We start from the raw sequence: 17,952 nt of genomic DNA, 5'->3' as shown, positions 1-17,952 counted from the left end.
ATCCCGTCGCACTGCCGATCTCACCGCGGGGATCGACAGCGTCACAGGGCTCGGTCCAACTCAAGACAACAGGGACCGAACGGCCTGCAGATCCGTCGGCTTCAAGCCGATGACATCATGAAAGCTAACGGGCTTTTCCGGCAAGGACTTTCCCATTTGCGTCAACGGGTGCCTTTCCTAATATTTGCGCATCGTTGAAGTGGTCGTCAGGACGTTTTGCAGCGCTGGTAATAGCGCGACACGCGCACCCGGTTTCCGCAGCGCGCCGCCGAGCACCAACGCCGCCGGGCATTGCTGCCGACGAACAGCATCACACAATCCTCCGCCTCGCATTTGCGGATGAGCCTGGCGTCGCCGCCGGCAAGCAACGCCGCAGCGTCCTCGGCGAGGAAACCGGCTAGCTGGACCATGGGCTCCGCCGTTCTTTCGCTGACGAGCCGCGGCGGATCGGTCCAATCGAGACGGCGGACGACCGGTGCTGCCTCCATTGCCGCGTTAAGGCCCTCGATATCCGCGGCCGGAACAGGTTGCCTGTCCATCACATGTGCGATGGCCGACGCCACATGCGAGCGGACGGCAAGGACTGGCGCGAGATCGTCGGCGTCGGCCGCACCGATGCTGGCAAACGCGACATCCGACATGCGAGGCCCCTCCAACGCCAGCCAATGCGCGAGCCCGCCATCGGCCGCGAAGAGATCGACACGGCCGCTCGCGGTCAAAGGGCGAGTGTTGACGAGATCGAGAGCAAGGGGCTCTCCGACGAAAGGAACCAGATCCATGCAGGCCTCACATAATGCATAATTTCGATATTGACGCATTAGGCTTTCTGGCGCAATTCTAATGCATAAATATTACCAATAGGAGTGTTAAATGAGCAGGCATAGCATTCCATCGATCCGCCACCGGTTCATCGAGGCCGGAGGCGTCCGCGTCTTCTACCGCGAGAGCGTGCCGACCGGAGCGCCGGCCGATTTCCCGACAATCCTGCTTCTGCACGGCTTCCCCTCGTCTTCCCACCAGTACCGGCGGCTAATGGACGCGCTTGGCAGCGACTACCGTCTGATCGCGCCTGACTATCCGGGCTTCGGGCATAGCGACGCGCCGACCTCGACGAACGAAGGCGGCAGTTTCGTCTACAGTTTCGACAAGCTGGCGGATGTCATGGAAGCGTTCGTGGATGCGCTCGCGCTGAAACGCTTCGTCCTCTACGCCTTCGATTTCGGCGCGCCCGTCGGGTTTCGTCTTGCAAGCAGAAAGCCCGAGCGCATTGCCGGGCTGATCGTCCAGAACGGCAATGCCTATCTGGAGGGGCTTTCCGACATTGCCCGCGACTTCATTGCGCTCAAATCCGAGGACGAAGGCGCTGAAGAGCAGGTGCGGCAGTTGCTGACCTTGGAGATGACCCGTGCGCAATATGTCGGCGGGACGAAGGATCCGGACCTGGTCGCACCTGACGGCTGGACCATGGATCAGCACTTCCTCGATCGCCCGGATCGCCGCCAGCCGCAGATCGATCTTGCCTTCGACTACAAGAGCAACCTTGCCCGCTACGGCGAATGGCAAGAGTGGCTGCGCCGCGAACGGCCGCCGACCCTGATCACCTGGGGCCGTAACGATCCCTTCTTCACAGAGAAGGGCGCTCGCGCCTTCCTCACCGACCTTTCTGAGGCCGAGCTCCACCTGTTCGATACCGGCCACTTCGCGCTGGAAGAAAACCTGCCGGAGATCGCACCGCTGATTGCCGATTTCGTTGATCGCATCTGGGCGAAGGCATGAAACGACAAAGGCGCCGTGGCCAATGGCCGCCGGCGCCTTTGTAAACCTCAATGGCCGCGGATCTAAGACCGCCTCCCGAACTCACATGTTCGGATAGACCGGGCCTTCGCCGCCTTGGGGCGGCACCCAGTTGATGTTCTGGTTCGGGTCCTTGATGTCGCAGGTCTTGCAGTGCACGCAGTTCTGGGCGTTGATGACGAAGACGTCCTTGCCGTCCTTCTCCACCCATTCGTAGACCCCGGCCGGACAGTAGCGCGTCGACGGACCGGCATAGATGTCATGCTCGGAGCGCTTCTGCAGATCCATGTCCTTCACCTTGAGATGAACCGGCTGGTCCTCCTCATGGTTGGTGTTCGACAGGAACACCGAGGACAGCCGGTCGAAGGTCAGAACCCCATCCGGCTTTGGATAGTCGATCTTCTTGTGCTGCGCTGCGGGTTCGAGCGACTGCGCATCGGTCTTTCCGTGCTTCAGCGTGCCGAAGAAGGAGAAGCCGAACAGCTGGTTGGTCCACATGTCGAGACCGCCGAGCCCAACGCCGATCGCCGTGCCGAACTTCGACCACAGCGGCTTGACGTTTCTCACCCGCTTCAGGTCCTGGCCGATGGCGCTGTCACGCCAGCCGCGTTCGATCTCGATCGGCTCGTCATTGGCGCGGCCACTGGCGATCGCCGCTGCCAGCTTCTCGGCCGCTAGAATGCCTGAAAGTACCGCATTGTGGCTGCCCTTGATGCGCGGCACGTTGACGAGACCGGCCGAACAGCCGATCAGCGCACCACCGGGGAAGGACAACTTCGGTACCGACTGGTAACCGCCCTCGGTGATCGCACGGGCGCCATAGGACAGACGCTTGCCGCCCTCGAACGTGCCGCGGATCGCCGGATGCGTCTTGAAGCGCTGGAACTCCTCGAAGGGGAAGAGATAGGGGTTCTTGTAATTGAGGTGCACGACGAAGCCGACGGCGACCATGTTGTCTTCGAGATGATAGAGGAACGAGCCGCCACCGGTCTTCATGCCGAGCGGCCAGCCGAAGGAGTGCTGTACCAGACCCGGGCGATGGTTCTCGGGCTTGACCTGCCAGAGTTCCTTCAGACCAATGCCGAACTTCTGGACGTCGCTGTCCCTGGAGAGATCGAACTTGGCGATCAGCTGCTTGGCGAGCGAACCGCGCACGCCCTCGCCGATCAGCGTGTATTTGCCGAGCAGCGCCATGCCGCGGGCGAAGTTCGGGCCCGGCTCGCCGTTGCGCTCGATACCCATGTCGCCGGTGGCAACCCCGATGACCGCACCCTCGTCGTTGTAGAGCACTTCGGTTGCGGCAAAGCCGGGATAGATCTCGACGCCGAGTTCCTCCGCCTTTGTCGCCAGCCAGCGACAGACGAGCCCAAGCGATACGATGTAGTTGCCGTGATTGTTCATCAGCGGCGGCATCAGGAAGTTCGGCAGGCGGATCGAGCCGGCGGGTCCTAAGAACAGGAAATGATCGTCCGTCACCTCGGTCTTGAACGGATGGTCGGCGTCGGCGCGCCAGTCCGGCAGCAGCCGGTCGATGCCGATGGGATCGACGACGGCACCCGACAGGATATGCGCACCGACTTCGGCGCCCTTTTCCAAGACGACGACCGAAAGCTCCGGATTGACCTGCTTCAGCCGGATCGCCGCGGCAAGACCGGCCGGCCCCGCACCCACGATCACAACGTCGAACTCCATGCTCTCGCGTTCGGGCAGGTCTTGTTCGGTCATACCGTCTCTCCAGTCTCACCGGTCTTCTGCCGGCTCCGTTCCCAGGGCATATCATTCCGTCATGGCAAATGCAGTTTGGCTTGTCGAGCCGGGATGCGACAGACGATGCCCGCTTTTGCGCATGAGGTCATGAGTATAGGCAAATATATATATGACGTGTACGTAAACGTAAATACATCAATTTGTCGCGCAGCGAAGCTATGACCCATGCGGCCTTGCTTTTGCCGAAGAGCCGTGCGACGAGGCCGCCGCACCCTTCCAGCGGTACGCGCTGGCACACCCCATTCGCAATCGGCACGCGGCAAGGCGCCTCTCGGCGTCCGGACGGCGTGTCTTTCGGCTTTGAAGCCGGCCGCCCATCGATCCCCGAAAGCGGCCCACGGAATTCATGTTGCGTCGCGCGCCACCGGCCCCACTCCGGGCGGCGAAGCGACGCCAGATGCAAGGAGACACTCATGGTCAAGGCACTCGGCTTTGATTTCGGCACCACCAATTCCGTTCTGGCGGTTGCCGCGGGCGAAACGACCCACTCGATGCGCTTCGACAGCCTCGCCGGCTCGACCGATGCCATGCGTACTGCCCTCTCCTTCATGAAGGATGCCAAGCTTGGCGCCCAGGCGCTGAAGGTCGAGGCGGGCCAGGCCGCAATCCGCGCCTTCATCGACAATCCCGGTGACTGTCGTTTCCTGCAGTCGATCAAGACCTTTGCCGCAAGCCCCCTCTTCCAGGGCACGCAGGTCTTTGCCAAGCGCCACAGCTTCGAAGACCTGATGCGCGTGTTCCTGACCAAGCTGCGCGACTATGCCGGTGACGGCTGGGCGGACCAGTACAGCCGCATCGTCGTCGGCCGTCCGGTGCACTTTGCCGGCTCCAGCCCCGACCCTGCGCTGGCGCTCGAGCGCTATGGCGCAGCCCTCTCCGAATTCGGCTTTCCGGAGGTGCACTACGTCTACGAACCGGTGGCAGCGGCCTTCTACTTCGCCCAGAACCTGAAGCAGGACGCAACTGTGCTCGTCGCCGACTTCGGCGGCGGCACCACCGACTATTCGCTGATCCGCTTCGAGACCAAGGCCGGGCGCCTGACGGCAACCCCGATCGGCCATTCGGGCGTGGGCATCGCCGGCGACCATTTCGACTTCCGCATCATCGACAACGTCGTCTCGCCACTGATCGGAAAGGGGAGTCTGTTCAAGAGCTTCGACAAGCTGCTTGAAGTGCCGTCGAACTACTACGCGAATTTCGGCCGCTGGAATCAGCTTTCGATCTTCAAGACACTGAAAGATTTCACCGATCTGAAGAAGCTCGTGCGCCAGAGCCTGGAGCCGGAAAAGCTCGAGGCCTTCGTTGACCTGATCGAGCATGACGAGGGCTATCCGCTCTACAACGCGATCTCGGCCACGAAGATGCAACTGTCGAAGGAGGACGAGACCGAGTTCTATTTCGCCCCGCTCGGCGAAATGTCGCGCCGCACCGTTCGCCGCAGCGATTTCGAAGGCTGGATCGCGCCGGAGCTCGCCCGCATCGAGGGCGCGCTGGATGATGTGCTGCAGTCGACGGCAACGGCACCCGAGACGATCGACAAGGTGTTCTTGACCGGCGGCACCTCCTTCGTTCCGGCCGTACGCGGCATCTTCGAGCGGCGTTTCGATGCCGACCGGATCGAGAGCGGCGGCGAACTGCTGTCGATCGCCCATGGCCTGGCGCTGATCGGCGAGCACGAGGACATCGCCCACTGGACCGCGAATGCGGTCTGAGCCGACGCGCGAACCGGATGTGCATGACCTTGGATAGGAGGGTCGAGCGCCGGAAAAGCGGTTCCGGTCCGGCCGCTTATGGGCTAGGTTGGCGGCCATGATTTCCGCCAACGACCTTTCTCCGGCGCAGCTTGCCGCCCTTCTCGCCTTCCACGGCGATGCGGGCGTCGAATGGCTGCTGGAAGAGGAACCGGTCGACCGTTTCGCCGAGTTCGAGGCGATGAAGGCAGCACGCGGCAACGCCCGCGTGGCGGCAACCAGCAACCGGGCGGAGGCACCCGCTTCGCAACCGACGGCGCGCCAGACAGCGGCGGCCGCTGCTCCCACCCCTTCCCGCGCACCTGCCCCAGTCGCGAACGCCCCTGCGGTCGCCATCCCCGATGCGCAGGCGATCGAAGAGGCGCGCTTTGCCGCCGAAACGGCCCGGTCGCTCGCCGAGCTCCGCGTTGCGATGGAAGGTTTTGCCGGCTGCAATCTCAGGAACAGCGCCCGCAATCTGGTCTTTGCCGAGGGTGATCCGGCAAGCGGCATCATGATCGTCGGCCCGATGCCCTATGCCGACGACGATCGCGACGGCCAGCCTTTTGCGGGCCGCCTCGGCGAGATGCTGACCCGGATGATGGCGGGCATCGGTCTTACGCGTGAGAGCGTGCTCTTGAGCAATGTCGTGCCCTGGCGCCCGCCGGGTAACCGCGTGCCGACGGCGCGCGAGGCCGATATCTGCCGACCCTTCATCGAACGCCAGATCGCGCTGGCAGAGCCTAAGCATCTGCTGCTGCTCGGCAATTTCACCGCCCGTTTCTTCTTCGGCGGCAACGACACGATCCACCAGCTTCGCGGCGAATGGCGCGAGCTTGCGATCGGCGGCATTAATGTGCCGACCCTTGCCACCCTGCATCCGCAGGACCTGGTGACGGCGCCGATCAACAAGCGCTTCGCCTGGCAGGACCTGCTTGCCTTCAAGGCCCGCATTCACGGCTGATCCTAAGGAAAGCGCCCTGCCCGGATCGTGCTCCCGGCCGCTTGCCCGTTTCATGAACAAAGAATGAAGAAAGCCATGCGGTTTGCGCATATCAGCGGCGCATTTTGACGCATTGCAAAACGTTACGTTGCAGCGCAATATACTGGCACGGGAGGAATGGAATTTAAGGAATTGAACCATGACTGCCCGCTTTCGTCCGATCCACAGCAGCTTTGAGACGCTCCGCCACACTGGCGCTGCTTACCGGACGCCGTTCAACCGCTTTGGCACGGCAGCCAACGAGCAGATGACCGCGATCGGCCTCGCCCGGACCACCCGTCCGGCGCAGATTTTCGCCGACTTCATCCAGCGCTGATCCCCACGCGATACGCGGCTTTTGCGTATCGCGTGACGCATCGATTGACCCGACACGAAGAAAGGAACGAACCCATGACCAAGCCGATTGCCAGCCTCAAGGTCCTGCTCGATTCGATCTCCGACATCGGTACGGCCGTGCGCGCCTCGCGCGAATATACCGTTCTCAGCACCAAGAAGGATGCACGCCGCGCCCATCGCACGGCCGTGAGCCCGTTGCTGCCGAACTGACTGCTGCCCGCAGGTATAAGCACCGCCTTTTTGCCATCGCCTGTCGCAATCGACAGGGCGTAAAAAACTGGATAGAGCCACACTCGTCCCGACTAAGGAGTGTCAGGCTCATCCGGCCCTGCCAGACCGTTCCTCGCTCCATCTGCGTTTGCTTGTCATCGGACAAATGACGAAGCGCCACGTTTCCAGGAGCGCCGATGCTGGCCAGCCTCGCTTCCGTCTTCAGCCTGATGGTGTCGACCCTGCTCATGATGGTCGGCTTCGGCCTGCAGAGCTATGTGATCCCCGTGCGTTCCGTCGCCGAGAACTGGTCGACGCTGACGGTCTCGGTGATCGCCACCGGCTATACGGTCGGCTTCACCCTTTCCTGCGTCGTCACGCCGAAATTCGTGCTGCGTGTCGGCCATGTGCGCGTCTTCACCGCGCTGATCACGCTGCTCTCCATCGCTATCCTGCTCTGCGGCCTCATCGTCGACTGGCGCCTCTGGATTGTGTTCCGTGCCATTGCCGGCTTTGCCATCTCCGGCAGCTATCTCGTCATCGAGAGCTGGCTCAACGAGCGCGTTACCAACGAGAACCGCGGCCTGCTCTTTTCGCTCTACCTGATCACGACGATGGTCGGCACGATCGGCGGGCAGTACATGGTGCCGCTCGGCGACCCGACAAACACGTCGCTGTTCATGCTCTGCAGCGTGCTGTTCTCGCTGGCGCTATTGCCGACGGCGCTCTCCTCCTCCCCGATGCCGGCGCCACCGGCACAGGCGAAGTTCGATATCCCCGCCCTCTTCCGCCGCTCGCCTGTCGCCGTCGTCGGCGGTTTTCTCGCCGGCGCGCTCTCCGGCGCCTGGCTGAACCTCGGCGGTGTCTTCACCCAGAAGATCGGACTTTCGACGGCGGAAGGCGCGACACTGCTCGCCTCGCTATTGACCGGCAGCGCCCTCTCGCAAATCCCGATCGGACGTCTCTCCGACAAGATCGACCGGCGCATCGTCATGGTTGGCTGCGGCATCGTCGGCGTCATCTCGTGCCTGGTGATGTCGGCATCGATCGGCAGCCAGCCCGCCGTTCTCTACATCATCGCCGCTTTCGTCGGATCGGTGCTCTTCCCGATCTACGCACTGAACGTCGCCCATGCCAACGATCTCGCCAAACCCAACGAGTATGTCGAAACATCCTCGGGCCTGATGATCACCTACGGGCTCGGCACGATTTCCGGCCCGCTGATGGTCGGTCCGGTCATGGATCGTTTCGGCCCGGCGGCGCTGTTTCTCGTCCTTGCCGTCTACTTCGCGCTCTATGGCGGCTATGCAGCCTGGCGCATTCTGCGGCGCGAGCAGCACAAGGGGCTCGTCGTCAAGACCGACTTCCAGGCAACGAGCGTCATGCCGACGCCCGGCCCTGATGTGACGAGCCCGGCTGCCCAGCAGGCGGCGCAGGAACCGCTGATCGACGACGATACGGTTCCGGCCTGGGAAAACCCGCGGCCGTAGGCCGTGGCTCAGCCCTGCGGCGTCACATGCTTGCGAGCGCCCCGGCGCTCGAGGCCAAGCCGATGCTCGCGGAAAATGATGAAGATGCCTGCACCGACGACGATGGCCGTGCCGACGAGCATGGCGGCCGTCGGGATATCGTCGAACAGGAAGTAGCCGATGATCAGGCCGAGCACGATCGAGGTATACTCAAATGGTGCGATCGTCGACATGTCGGCGTGGCGATAGCTCTCGGTCAAAAGGATCTGGGCGACACCGCCACAGAAACCGGCGACCATCAGCAACAGGAAGGCCTCGCGCGAGATCGACGGCCAGCCGAAGGGCAAGGTCGCGAGAGAGAAGACCGAGGCTGACAGCGAGAAATAGAGCACGATCGTGTGGGTGCGCTCATTCTTGACGAGTTTTCGTACCAGCACCATGGCAACTGCGCCCAGGGCCGCCGAAACCAGCACAGCAGCAGCGCCCAGCGCCTCCAGCGAACCGAAGCCGCCTTCGCGAAAAAGGGTCAGCCGTGGCCAGGTGATGATCATCACGCCGACCAGCCCGACGACAACGGCCGACCAACGGTAGAGCCGCACCGACTCGCCTAGAAAAATCGCGGCGAAGGCGACGGCGATCAGCGGCATGGCATAGCCGATGGCGATGGCTTCAGGCAGCGGCAGGTGCACGAGGCCGTAAAAACCGAAGCTCATTGCGAGAATGCCGACGAAGCCGCGAGCGATATGGCCGGTAAAATCTTCGGTCTTGAAGGCGTCGCGCAGCTGTCCGCGGAAGGCGAGATAGCCGAGGATCGGCACCATGGCGAAGGCCGAGCGGTAGAAGGTGATCTGGCCGGTGGCGATCTCGTTTCCGGCCGCCTTGATCAGCGTCGACATGCAAACGAAAATGACGACGGAAAGGACCTTGAGCAGGATCCCCTTCATCGGGCTTTCGACTTCCGCATCCATTGAGGGCACTTTTCGAACAGCCTTGACCGGCGATCAGCTGGCACGCGGGCTGGTTTGGAGATTTTTCAGCGGAGAGCACCGCTGCAGGACCGGGCCACCTTAGCGACGCTTTTCTCGAAAGTCGGATCAAACTTCGTGATGAATGACGTTTTTTCTTGATCGATTAACCTTCGACAGTAGGGCGGCCGGCTTTTCTTTAGCTGCGCCGAAAAAAACCTTTCCAATTCATGTCTTGTTAGTCCCACTTCGATACACATCGGTCCGATAAGGGAGCGGGAAGAATAACGGGCGCCATGTCTTTTCTGTCGGAAGTGCGGTCGCCGGCATCACAATCGTGTGGCACAGCCCAGCTTTTCGCCCCTTGGCCTTTTCACCATCACAGGCACCCTCTACAAATTCTCCAGTAGAACGGTGCAAGCGGGACTGACCATGCGGACAAATACTGGCCAGATCATTCATCTGGAAGACTACCGGCCGACCGACTTCGTTCTGGAGAGAGTGGATCTGACCTTCGAGCTCGATCCGAAGGAGACCAAGGTCGAGGCCCGGCTGATCTTCCATCGCCGCGAAGGTGTCGACAGTGCCGCGCCGCTCGTGCTTGATGGCGACGAGTTGACCATGACCGGCCTTTTGCTGGACCAGGAAGAACTCGCCGCAACGCTCTACGATGTCGCCGACGATACGCTGACGATCCGCGGCCTGCCCGAAACCGCCCCGTTCGAAATCACCATCACCACCCTGCTTTCGCCCGAGACCAATACGCAGCTGATGGGGCTCTACCGCACCAACGGCGTCTACAGCACCCAGTGCGAGGCCGAAGGCTTCCGCCGCATCACCTATTTCCCCGATCGTCCCGATGTACTTGCCGTCTACACGGTCAACATCATCGCCGACAAGGCGTCCTCTCCCCTCCTGCTTTCGAACGGCAACTATCTCGGCGGCGCCGACATGGGCGACGGCCGTCACTTCGCCGCCTGGTTCGATCCGCATCCGAAGCCGAGCTATCTCTTTGCGCTGGTCGCCGGCGACCTCGGCGTGGTCGAGGATACGTTCACAACGATGTCCGGCCGCGACGTTGCCTTGAAGATCTATGTCGAACACGGCAAGGAGCCTCGCGCCTCCTATGCCATGGATGCGCTCAAGCGCTCGATGAAGTGGGACGAAGAGGCCTTTGGTCGCGAATACGACCTCGACATCTTCATGATCGTCGCCGTCTCCGACTTCAACATGGGCGCCATGGAGAACAAGGGCCTCAACATCTTCAACGACAAATACGTGCTTGCGGACCCGGAAACGGCGACCGATGCGGACTACGCCAACATCGAGGCGATCATCGCGCACGAATACTTCCACAACTGGACCGGCAACCGCATCACCTGCCGCGACTGGTTCCAGCTCTGCCTGAAGGAAGGCCTGACGGTCTACCGCGACCACGAGTTCTCCGCCGACATGCGCTCGCGCGCGGTCAAGCGCATCGCCGAAGTGCGGCATCTGAAGTCGGAACAGTTCCCGGAGGATGCAGGTCCCCTCGCCCATCCGGTGCGCCCGACGAAATACCGCGAAATCAACAACTTCTACACGACGACCGTCTACGAAAAGGGATCGGAAGTCACCCGCATGATCGCGACCATCCTCGGCCGCGATCTGTTCAAGAAGGGTATGGATCTCTATTTCGACCGGCACGACGGCCAGGCGGTGACGATCGAGGATTTCGTCGCCTGCTTCGAGGCGGCAAGCGGTCGGGATCTGCGCCAGTTCGCGCTCTGGTATCACCAGGCCGGAACGCCGCTGGTCACCGCTTCGGGCGCCTATGACGCGACCAAGCAGACCTTCACCCTGTCGCTCGAACAGACCGTGCCGCCGACGCCCGGACAGAGCGCCAAGGAAGCGATGCACATTCCGCTGAAGATGGGTCTGCTGCTCGAAGACGGCAGCGAAGCCGCGCTTGCCGCCGTTTCCGGCGCCGACATGACCGACGATGTCCTGCATCTGACAGAGCGCAATCAGACGGTGGTCTTCTCGGGCATCCCCTCGCGCCCGGTTCCGTCGTTCAACCGCAGCTTCTCCGCGCCGATCAACCTGCATATCGAGCAGAATGCCGACGATCTGGCGCTGATCGCGCATCACGAAAGCGACCTCTTCGCCCGCTGGCAGGCGCTCAATGCCATTGCGCTTGGCAATCTGGTCGAGGCGACGGCGAATGTCCGCGCCGGCAAGCCGGTCACCTCGGACAAGGCCCTGATCGACGGCCTGATCCGGGCCGCCGCCGACAACAGCCTGGAGCCGGCCTTCCGTTCGCAGGCGCTGGCCTTGCCGAGCGAATCCGATATCGCCCGCGAGATCGGCACCAACAACGATCCGGACGCGATCCACGCGGCCCGCCAGCAGATCCTGACAGCGGTTGCGGCCGCCGGGCGCGACACGTTCCTCAAACTCTCCGACGAACTCGTCTCCAGCGGCGGGTTCAGCCCGGATGCGGCAAGCGCCGGCAGGCGGGCACTGCGCAACAGCGCGCTCACCTACCTCGTTCAGGCCGATGAAGGGCCCGAGCGTGCCGCGAAGGCCTTTGCGGCCGCCAACAACATGACCGATCTCAGCCATGCGCTGGCGCTGCTGGCGCACCGCTTCCCGGATTCGGCCGAGGCGACAGACGCGCTTGCAACATTCCGCAAGCGTTTCGCCGACAACGCGCTCGTCATCGACAAGTGGTTCGCCGTGCAGGCGACGATCCCGGGCGCTGGAACGCTCGATCGCATCAAGGCGCTGATGAACGAGCCACTGTTCAACGGCAACAATCCGAACCGCGTACGCTCGCTGGTGGGCACCTATGCCTTCGCCAACCCGACCGGGTTCAACCGCGCCGACGGAGAAGGCTACCGCTTCCTCGCGCGCCAGATCCTCGACATCGACCCGCGCAATCCGCAGCTTGCGGCCCGCATCCTGACCTCCATGCGCTCCTGGCGTTCGCTGGAGGACAAGCGTGCCGGGCATGCCCGCAAGGCGCTGAAAGAGATCGCCGGCGCGTCGAAACTTTCGGCCGATGTCGGCGACATCGTCGAGCGCATGCTTAAGGCCTGAGCATCGCCAACGCCTGATTTTCCTGGGGCCGGGCCACCAAGGTGGCCCGGCCTATTATTTTCCAACGATAAGAAATGGTTAACAAATCTTTACCAGTGCCTCTGGACAAGGCGAATCGCCCTGTGATTCATTGAGTCAGATTCGGGCGAGCGGCGCGCCGAATCATCAGAGGGTTTAGACAATTGGGAAAGATGGCGGACGCGCGACCAGCGAGCGCAGCCGACGGGCGGTTGCGACTCACGCTTCCAGGCGTTACCGGCCTGGAGCAGGAGTTTATCTCGCAGGCGAAGATCTTTGCCGGGCCGGCTTCACGCCGCCTGGCAAACGCGGAGCCCGTTCTCAAGCGCTCCATCCCGATCCTGATCATTGCATTCCTGATCATCGTTGCGGTTTCGCGCATGTCCAGCATCATGGGCGAGCATGCCCGCATGGAGGAAAGTTCGCGCCAGACCGTTGGCCTTGCGGCGGCGATCGCCGTCGCCGCCTTCCAGACGGACGGCGGCGCGCTGTTCGATGAGGGCCGTCGTGCCGAGGCGGAGCAACGCTTCAGCCAGTTTCTGCCGACCGGCATGCTCGATCCAGGCACATTCATCCTCGCGGTGCGCAAGGACGGGCGGATCTTTGCAAGCACGGAAGGCGGTGGACCGCTCATCGGCCGCACGCTCGCTGCGGCCGCGCCCGACATCGCGACGCTGCAATATTTCGGCGAACATTCGAGCGTCATGAAGACGGCGATCGCAGGCGCCGACCACATCGTGGCGCTGGCGCAGCTGCCCGATGCGGCTGGCGTCGTGCTGGCGGCAACGCCGGTCACCCAGCTCGAAACGACCTGGCGAGACGAGGTTTCGCTGAACGTCACGCTGTTTGCCGGCATCTCGGCGATCCTGCTGATGGTGCTTTACGCCTACTACATCCAGGCCAAGCGCGCCCGCGATGCCGATTCGGTCTTTGCGGAATCGAACCTGCGGGTCGAGACGGCGCTCTCGCGCGGGCGTTGCGGCCTCTGGGATTTCGACCTTGCCAACCGTCGGCTGTTCTGGTCGCGCTCGATGTACGAGATGCTCGGCATGCCCGGTGAAAGCAGCGTGCTCTCCTTCGGCGACGCCGCAAGACTGATGCATCCGGATGATCACGGCATCTACAGCGTGGCCCGCACGATCGCGCGCGGCGACGCGCGCCAGATCGACCAGGTGTTCCGCATGCGGCATGCGGACGGTCACTATGTGTGGCTACGGGCCCGCGCCGAGATCATCCGCACGGCCTCGGGCCGGGCGCATCTGATCGGCATCGCCATGGATGTGACCGAACAGCATCGTCTTGCGCAGCGCTATGCAGAGGCCGACCAGCGGCTCGCCGACGCCATCGAATGTACCTCCGAAGCCTTCGTACTCTGGGACAAGCACGACCGCCTCGTCATGTGCAACACCCACTTCCAGGAGGCCTACAAGCTTCCGGATCACGTCCTGGTGCCCGGCACCGAACGCATAGCCGTGCATACGGCGGCAGCACGGCCGGTGGTCGAGCGGCGGATCGCCGACCCGGATCACAGCAACCAATCGCAGACGAGCGAAGTCCAGCTTGCGGACGAGCGCTGGCTGCAGATCAACGAGCGGCGCACACGCGACGGCGGCCTTGTCTCCGTCGGCACCGACATCACGCTTCTGAAGCGGCACCAGGTGCGCCTGCGCGAATCCGAGCGGCGGCTGATGGCGACGATCGGCGACCTCTCGGCCTCGCGCATGACGCTGGAGCGGCAGAAGACCGAGCTCTCGGTCGCCAATTCGAACTATCAGGCGGAGAAGGACCGTGCGGAGGCGGCCAACCGCGCCAAGTCCGAGTTCCTGGCAAACATGTCACATGAGCTGCGCACGCCGCTCAACGCCATCCTCGGCTTCTCGGAAATCCTGCAGAACCAGATGTTCGGGCCCCTCGGCTCCGAGAAGTACAACGAGTATTCACGCGACATCCATGAGAGCGGCAAGCATCTCTTGAACGTCATCAACGACATCCTGGACATGTCGAAGATCGAGGCCGGGCACATGCGCATCAGCCGCGAGACGATCGACCTTGCGCCATTGATCGAGGAGACGCTGCGCTTCACCACCATACCGGCGGAGCAGAAGAACATTCACGTCGTGCAGCAGATCTCGTCGGGCCTCACCATGGTCGCCGATCGCCGCGCCATGAAGCAGGTGCTGCTCAACCTGCTTTCGAACGCGGTCAAGTTCACCAATGAGGGCGGGCGGATTTCGCTTCGGGCACGCAAGGTGACGGGCGCGGTGACGCTCACGATCGCCGATTCCGGCATCGGCATTCCGCGCGACGCATTGCAGAAGATCGGTCAGCCCTTCGAACAGGTGCAGAGCCAGTACGCCAAGAGCAAGGGCGGATCCGGCCTCGGGCTCGCGATCTCGCGCTCACTCACCCGCCTGCACGGCGGCAGCATGAGAATACACTCGACCGAGAATGTCGGGACCATCATCTCGGTCAGGATTCCGGACCGCACCTAAAGCAGCGACCCAAGCAGCGCGCGGACGTGCGCGCGCCTCCGGCTTTCCCCGCTACCCTCCCTCACCCTGAAACGACCGATTGGAACACACGGCGCACGGCTTTGGAGAGCCTGCGAACGTCCCCCTCCAAGGTTTTCAGGTCCGGATAATCCCCTGCCCGGCAGACGAGATCGATCAGGCCCGCCGGCGCTTCCTTCGGCTCGAACTCGCCCTCGATGCAGAGCCGCACGATCTGGGACAATTCGGTGAAAAGATGCAGCGCTTCCAGCGCAACATCGAGATCGTTCGGGTTCATCAGCGCATCACCAAGCAGCTTCAACGCGTCGGCGGTGTTGGTGCCTGATGTCAGCGGCTGAACGCCCTTGGCCGGCGCTACGAGCGCCAGATACTGGGTGATGAACTCGATATCGACGAGACCGCCCGGGATCAGCTTGAAGTCCCAGATGTCGCTCGGCGGTTTCTCGCTATCGATCATCTCGCGCATGGAGATCACGTCGGCGCTGACTTTGGAAACATCGCGCTTGCGCTCGAGGATCTCGGCGAAGATCCCGTTGGCCTCGGCCATCAGCCGGTCATCGCCGCAGATGCAGCGCGCCCGGGTCAGAGCCAGATGCTCCCACGTCCAGGCCTCTTCGCGCTGATATTTGGCAAAGGCGTTGATCCTGGTTGCGACCGGCCCCTTGTTGCCGGAGGGACGAAGCCGCATATCGACCTCGTAAAGGATGCCTTCCGCCGTCGGCGCGGAAAGTGCGGCGATCAGGCGCTGCGTCACCCGCGTAAAGTATCGCGTCGGATCAAGCGGCTTGGCGCCGTCGGACTCGGTTGCCGTCTCGTCGTAATCGTAGAGCAGGATCAGATCGACGTCGGATCCCGCCGTCAGCTCGTGGCTGCCGAGCTTGCCCATGCCGACAACGGCGATACGGCCTCCAGGGAAATCGCCGTGAACGGAGCGAACTTCATCCTCAACCGCCTTTACCGCCGCGGCGATGATGAGGTCGGCAAGATCGGTAAAGGCGCGGCCGGCTTGCGCGCCCGAGATCGCGCCGGTCAGGAGCCGAATGCCGATCAGGAAACGCTGCTCGGCGGCTATGATCCTCAGGCGATCGAGCACCTCCTCGTAATGGCGAGCACCGCCGACGAAGTTGGCGATGCGTGGCGCCAGATACTCCCGCGTCGGCAATTCGGCGAGCAGGCCGGGATCGAGCATGCCGTCGAAGACATGCGGGCGCGCGGCAATGATTTCGGCAAGCCTTGGGGCCGACGACATGACATTGACGATCAGCGACAGGAGGCCCGGATTGTTGCCGAGCAGAGAAAACAGCTGAATGCCGGCAGGCAGGCCGGAGATGAAATTGTCGAAACGCAGCAGCGCTTCGTCGGCGCGGCGGCTTTCGCCAAAAACCCGCAGCAGCTCCGGCGCCAGCTCTGTCAGCCGCTCGCGCGCCTCCACCGACTGTGTCGCGCGGTAGCGGCCATAGTGCCAGGTGCGGATCGTGTGGGAGATGTCCGACGGCCGCTGGAAGCCGAGTTTCTTCAGCGTCTCCAGCGTGTCCGGGTCGTCGCGCTGGCCAGTGAAGACGAGGTTGCCGGTCTCGGTCGAGAGCTTGGCTTCCTGTTCGAAAAGCTGAGCGTAGCGACGCTCGACGGTCTTCAGCACGCGCGAGAGGGCCTTGGAAAAGGCGGCTGTATCCTCGAAGCCGAGCATATAGGCGATGCGCTTCAGTTCCGCTTCGGTCTCGGGCAGGACGTGCGTCTGCTCGTCGCGCACCATCTGGATCCGGTGCTCGACATCGCGCAGGAACCAATAGGCTTCGACGAGTTCGTCAGCCGTCTCCTCGTCGATCCAGCCGGCCTTGACGAGCGCCCGCAGCATCGGCTCCGTCGCTCGCTGGCGCAGGTCCGGCATGCGGCCACCAGCAATCAGCTGCTGGGTCTGAACGAAGAACTCGATCTCGCGGATTCCGCCGCGGCCGAGCTTGATGTTGTGGCCCTTGACCGCGATCTCGCCGTGCCCCTTGTGGGCATGGATCTGGCGCTTGATCGAATGAATGTCGGCGATCGCCGCATAGTCGAGATACTTGCGGAAGACGAAGGGGACCAGATCCTTGAGGAAGTGCTCGCCAGCCTCGATGTCGCCGGCGACCGGCCGCGCCTTGATGAAGGCGGCGCGCTCCCAGTTCTGCCCCCTGCCCTCGTAGTAGAGCATCGCCGCTTCGACCGGGATCGCCAGCGGCGTCGAGCCCGGATCCGGGCGCAGGCGCAGGTCGGTTCGGAAGACGTATCCGTCGCCGCTGCGCTCCTGCAGGATGCGGATCAGGCGGCGCAACAGCCGGCCGAAAGTTTCCGAGGCATCGTCGCGATCGACGATGATGCCGGATTGCGGATCGTAGAAGACAACGAGGTCGATATCGGAGGAATAGTTGAGCTCGAAGGCGCCGAGCTTGCCCATGCCGAGCACGACGACGCCGGAACCGACGCTCGGGTTTGCGGCATCCTTGACCTTCAACTTGCCGCTCTCATGCGCGCTCAGGAGCAGGTGATCGATCGTCGCCGACACGGCCGCACCGGCGAATTCGCTGAGCCAACGGGTGGTCTCGCGCCCGTCGAAATGGCGGGAGAGATCGGCGAGAGCGACGGCGAAGGCAAGTTCGCGCTTGGCCCTTCTGAGCCGCGCCATGATCTCGGTATCCGGCAATGCCGCGCCGCCTTCATTCGGCTTCCAGGCATCGCGGGCTCCGCGCACGCGCTCGCTCAGGAAAGCCGTGAGATCGGTCGAGAGAAGCTCTTCGAGAATGGCGGGGCGACTGTCGCCGGTGTCGCGAAGAAAAGGCGAAAGGGCAAAGGCCGAGACGATGAAGGTCTTGAACTGCGTTTCGGACGCAAGCAGGCTTGCGACCTTTTCATGACCCTTGGCCATATCCTTCAAGACCGAAAGCGCTGTCTTGGCATCGGCTTGTGTCGCCGGACGGATCGGCGTCGTCTCGATCGCCCAGCACTGCTGCACCTGTTCCTGCATGCCGTCTCCCTCTGGCCGGAGCGGACGGCGCGGAACAACTGCGCGCTGCCTCACTCCACCTCGTTCTCCCA

Annotated in this window: 12 protein-coding genes; 8 read left to right on the top strand and 4 right to left on the bottom strand. The window is 62.9% G+C overall.

All coding sequences use genetic code 11. From position 1 onward, the window contains the following. Positions 1-206: 206 nt before the first annotated feature. Entirely contained in the window at positions 207-779 is a 573-nt protein-coding gene (locus IB279_RS05615) for an ABATE domain-containing protein (RefSeq protein ID WP_113189604.1), read from the bottom strand. 91 nt (positions 780-870) lie between these two features. On the opposite strand from IB279_RS05615, the gene IB279_RS05610 reads away from it, so the two are divergent. Further along, positions 871-1,776 (top strand): alpha/beta fold hydrolase, encoded by a 906-nt coding sequence (locus IB279_RS05610; RefSeq protein ID WP_113189605.1) that lies wholly within the window; start codon positions 871-873, stop codon positions 1,774-1,776. Between the two features lie 81 nt (positions 1,777-1,857). Here the strand turns inward: IB279_RS05610 and IB279_RS05605 are convergent, their stop codons facing one another. Beyond that, entirely contained in the window at positions 1,858-3,519 is a 1,662-nt protein-coding gene (locus IB279_RS05605) for an electron transfer flavoprotein-ubiquinone oxidoreductase (protein ID WP_192339123.1), read from the bottom strand. Between the two features lie 455 nt (positions 3,520-3,974). On the opposite strand from IB279_RS05605, the gene IB279_RS05600 reads away from it, so the two are divergent. From IB279_RS05600 to IB279_RS05580, 5 genes are all read left to right on the top strand, one after another. After that, complete coding sequence (locus tag IB279_RS05600) at positions 3,975-5,273, top strand: Hsp70 family protein (RefSeq protein ID WP_113188863.1); 1,299 nt, start codon at positions 3,975-3,977, stop codon at positions 5,271-5,273. A gap of 97 nt (positions 5,274-5,370) precedes the next feature. After that, complete coding sequence (locus tag IB279_RS05595; protein ID WP_090294805.1) at positions 5,371-6,255, top strand: uracil-DNA glycosylase family protein; 885 nt, start codon at positions 5,371-5,373, stop codon at positions 6,253-6,255. Between the two features lie 178 nt (positions 6,256-6,433). Continuing rightward, complete coding sequence (locus IB279_RS05590; RefSeq protein ID WP_089043882.1) at positions 6,434-6,610, top strand: hypothetical protein; 177 nt, start codon at positions 6,434-6,436, stop codon at positions 6,608-6,610. Between the two features lie 74 nt (positions 6,611-6,684). Next, positions 6,685-6,840: a hypothetical protein gene (locus tag IB279_RS05585; protein WP_089043881.1), complete on the top strand. Its 156-nt coding sequence runs from the start codon at positions 6,685-6,687 to the stop codon at positions 6,838-6,840. A gap of 197 nt (positions 6,841-7,037) precedes the next feature. After that, positions 7,038-8,330: an MFS transporter gene (locus tag IB279_RS05580; RefSeq protein ID WP_060516199.1), complete on the top strand. Its 1,293-nt coding sequence runs from the start codon at positions 7,038-7,040 to the stop codon at positions 8,328-8,330. Positions 8,331-8,338: 8 nt separating this feature from the next. Here the strand turns inward: IB279_RS05580 and IB279_RS05575 are convergent, their stop codons facing one another. Continuing rightward, positions 8,339-9,277 carry a DMT family transporter gene (locus IB279_RS05575; RefSeq protein ID WP_060516200.1) on the bottom strand — a complete coding sequence of 313 codons (939 nt, stop codon included), beginning with the start codon at positions 9,275-9,277 and terminating at the stop codon, positions 8,339-8,341. Between the two features lie 429 nt (positions 9,278-9,706). Between IB279_RS05575 and pepN the strand changes: the two genes are divergently transcribed. Then, entirely contained in the window at positions 9,707-12,355 is a 2,649-nt protein-coding gene (pepN, locus tag IB279_RS05570) for an aminopeptidase N (protein WP_060516201.1), read from the top strand. Between the two features lie 182 nt (positions 12,356-12,537). Continuing rightward, complete coding sequence (locus tag IB279_RS05565; protein WP_192339122.1) at positions 12,538-14,865, top strand: PAS domain-containing sensor histidine kinase; 2,328 nt, start codon at positions 12,538-12,540, stop codon at positions 14,863-14,865. A 61-nt stretch (positions 14,866-14,926) separates the two neighbouring features. On the opposite strand, the gene IB279_RS05560 is transcribed toward IB279_RS05565, so the two are convergent. Next, positions 14,927-17,881: a bifunctional [glutamine synthetase] adenylyltransferase/[glutamine synthetase]-adenylyl-L-tyrosine phosphorylase gene (locus tag IB279_RS05560; protein ID WP_113188865.1), complete on the bottom strand. Its 2,955-nt coding sequence runs from the start codon at positions 17,879-17,881 to the stop codon at positions 14,927-14,929. Positions 17,882-17,952: the final 71 nt, after the last annotated feature.

Origin of the sequence: Ensifer sp. ENS06 (genome assembly GCF_014852205.1) — a bacterium.
Classification (GTDB): domain Bacteria; phylum Pseudomonadota; class Alphaproteobacteria; order Rhizobiales; family Rhizobiaceae; genus Ensifer; species Ensifer adhaerens.
This window is presented reverse-complemented; position numbering and strand designations above follow the sequence as displayed.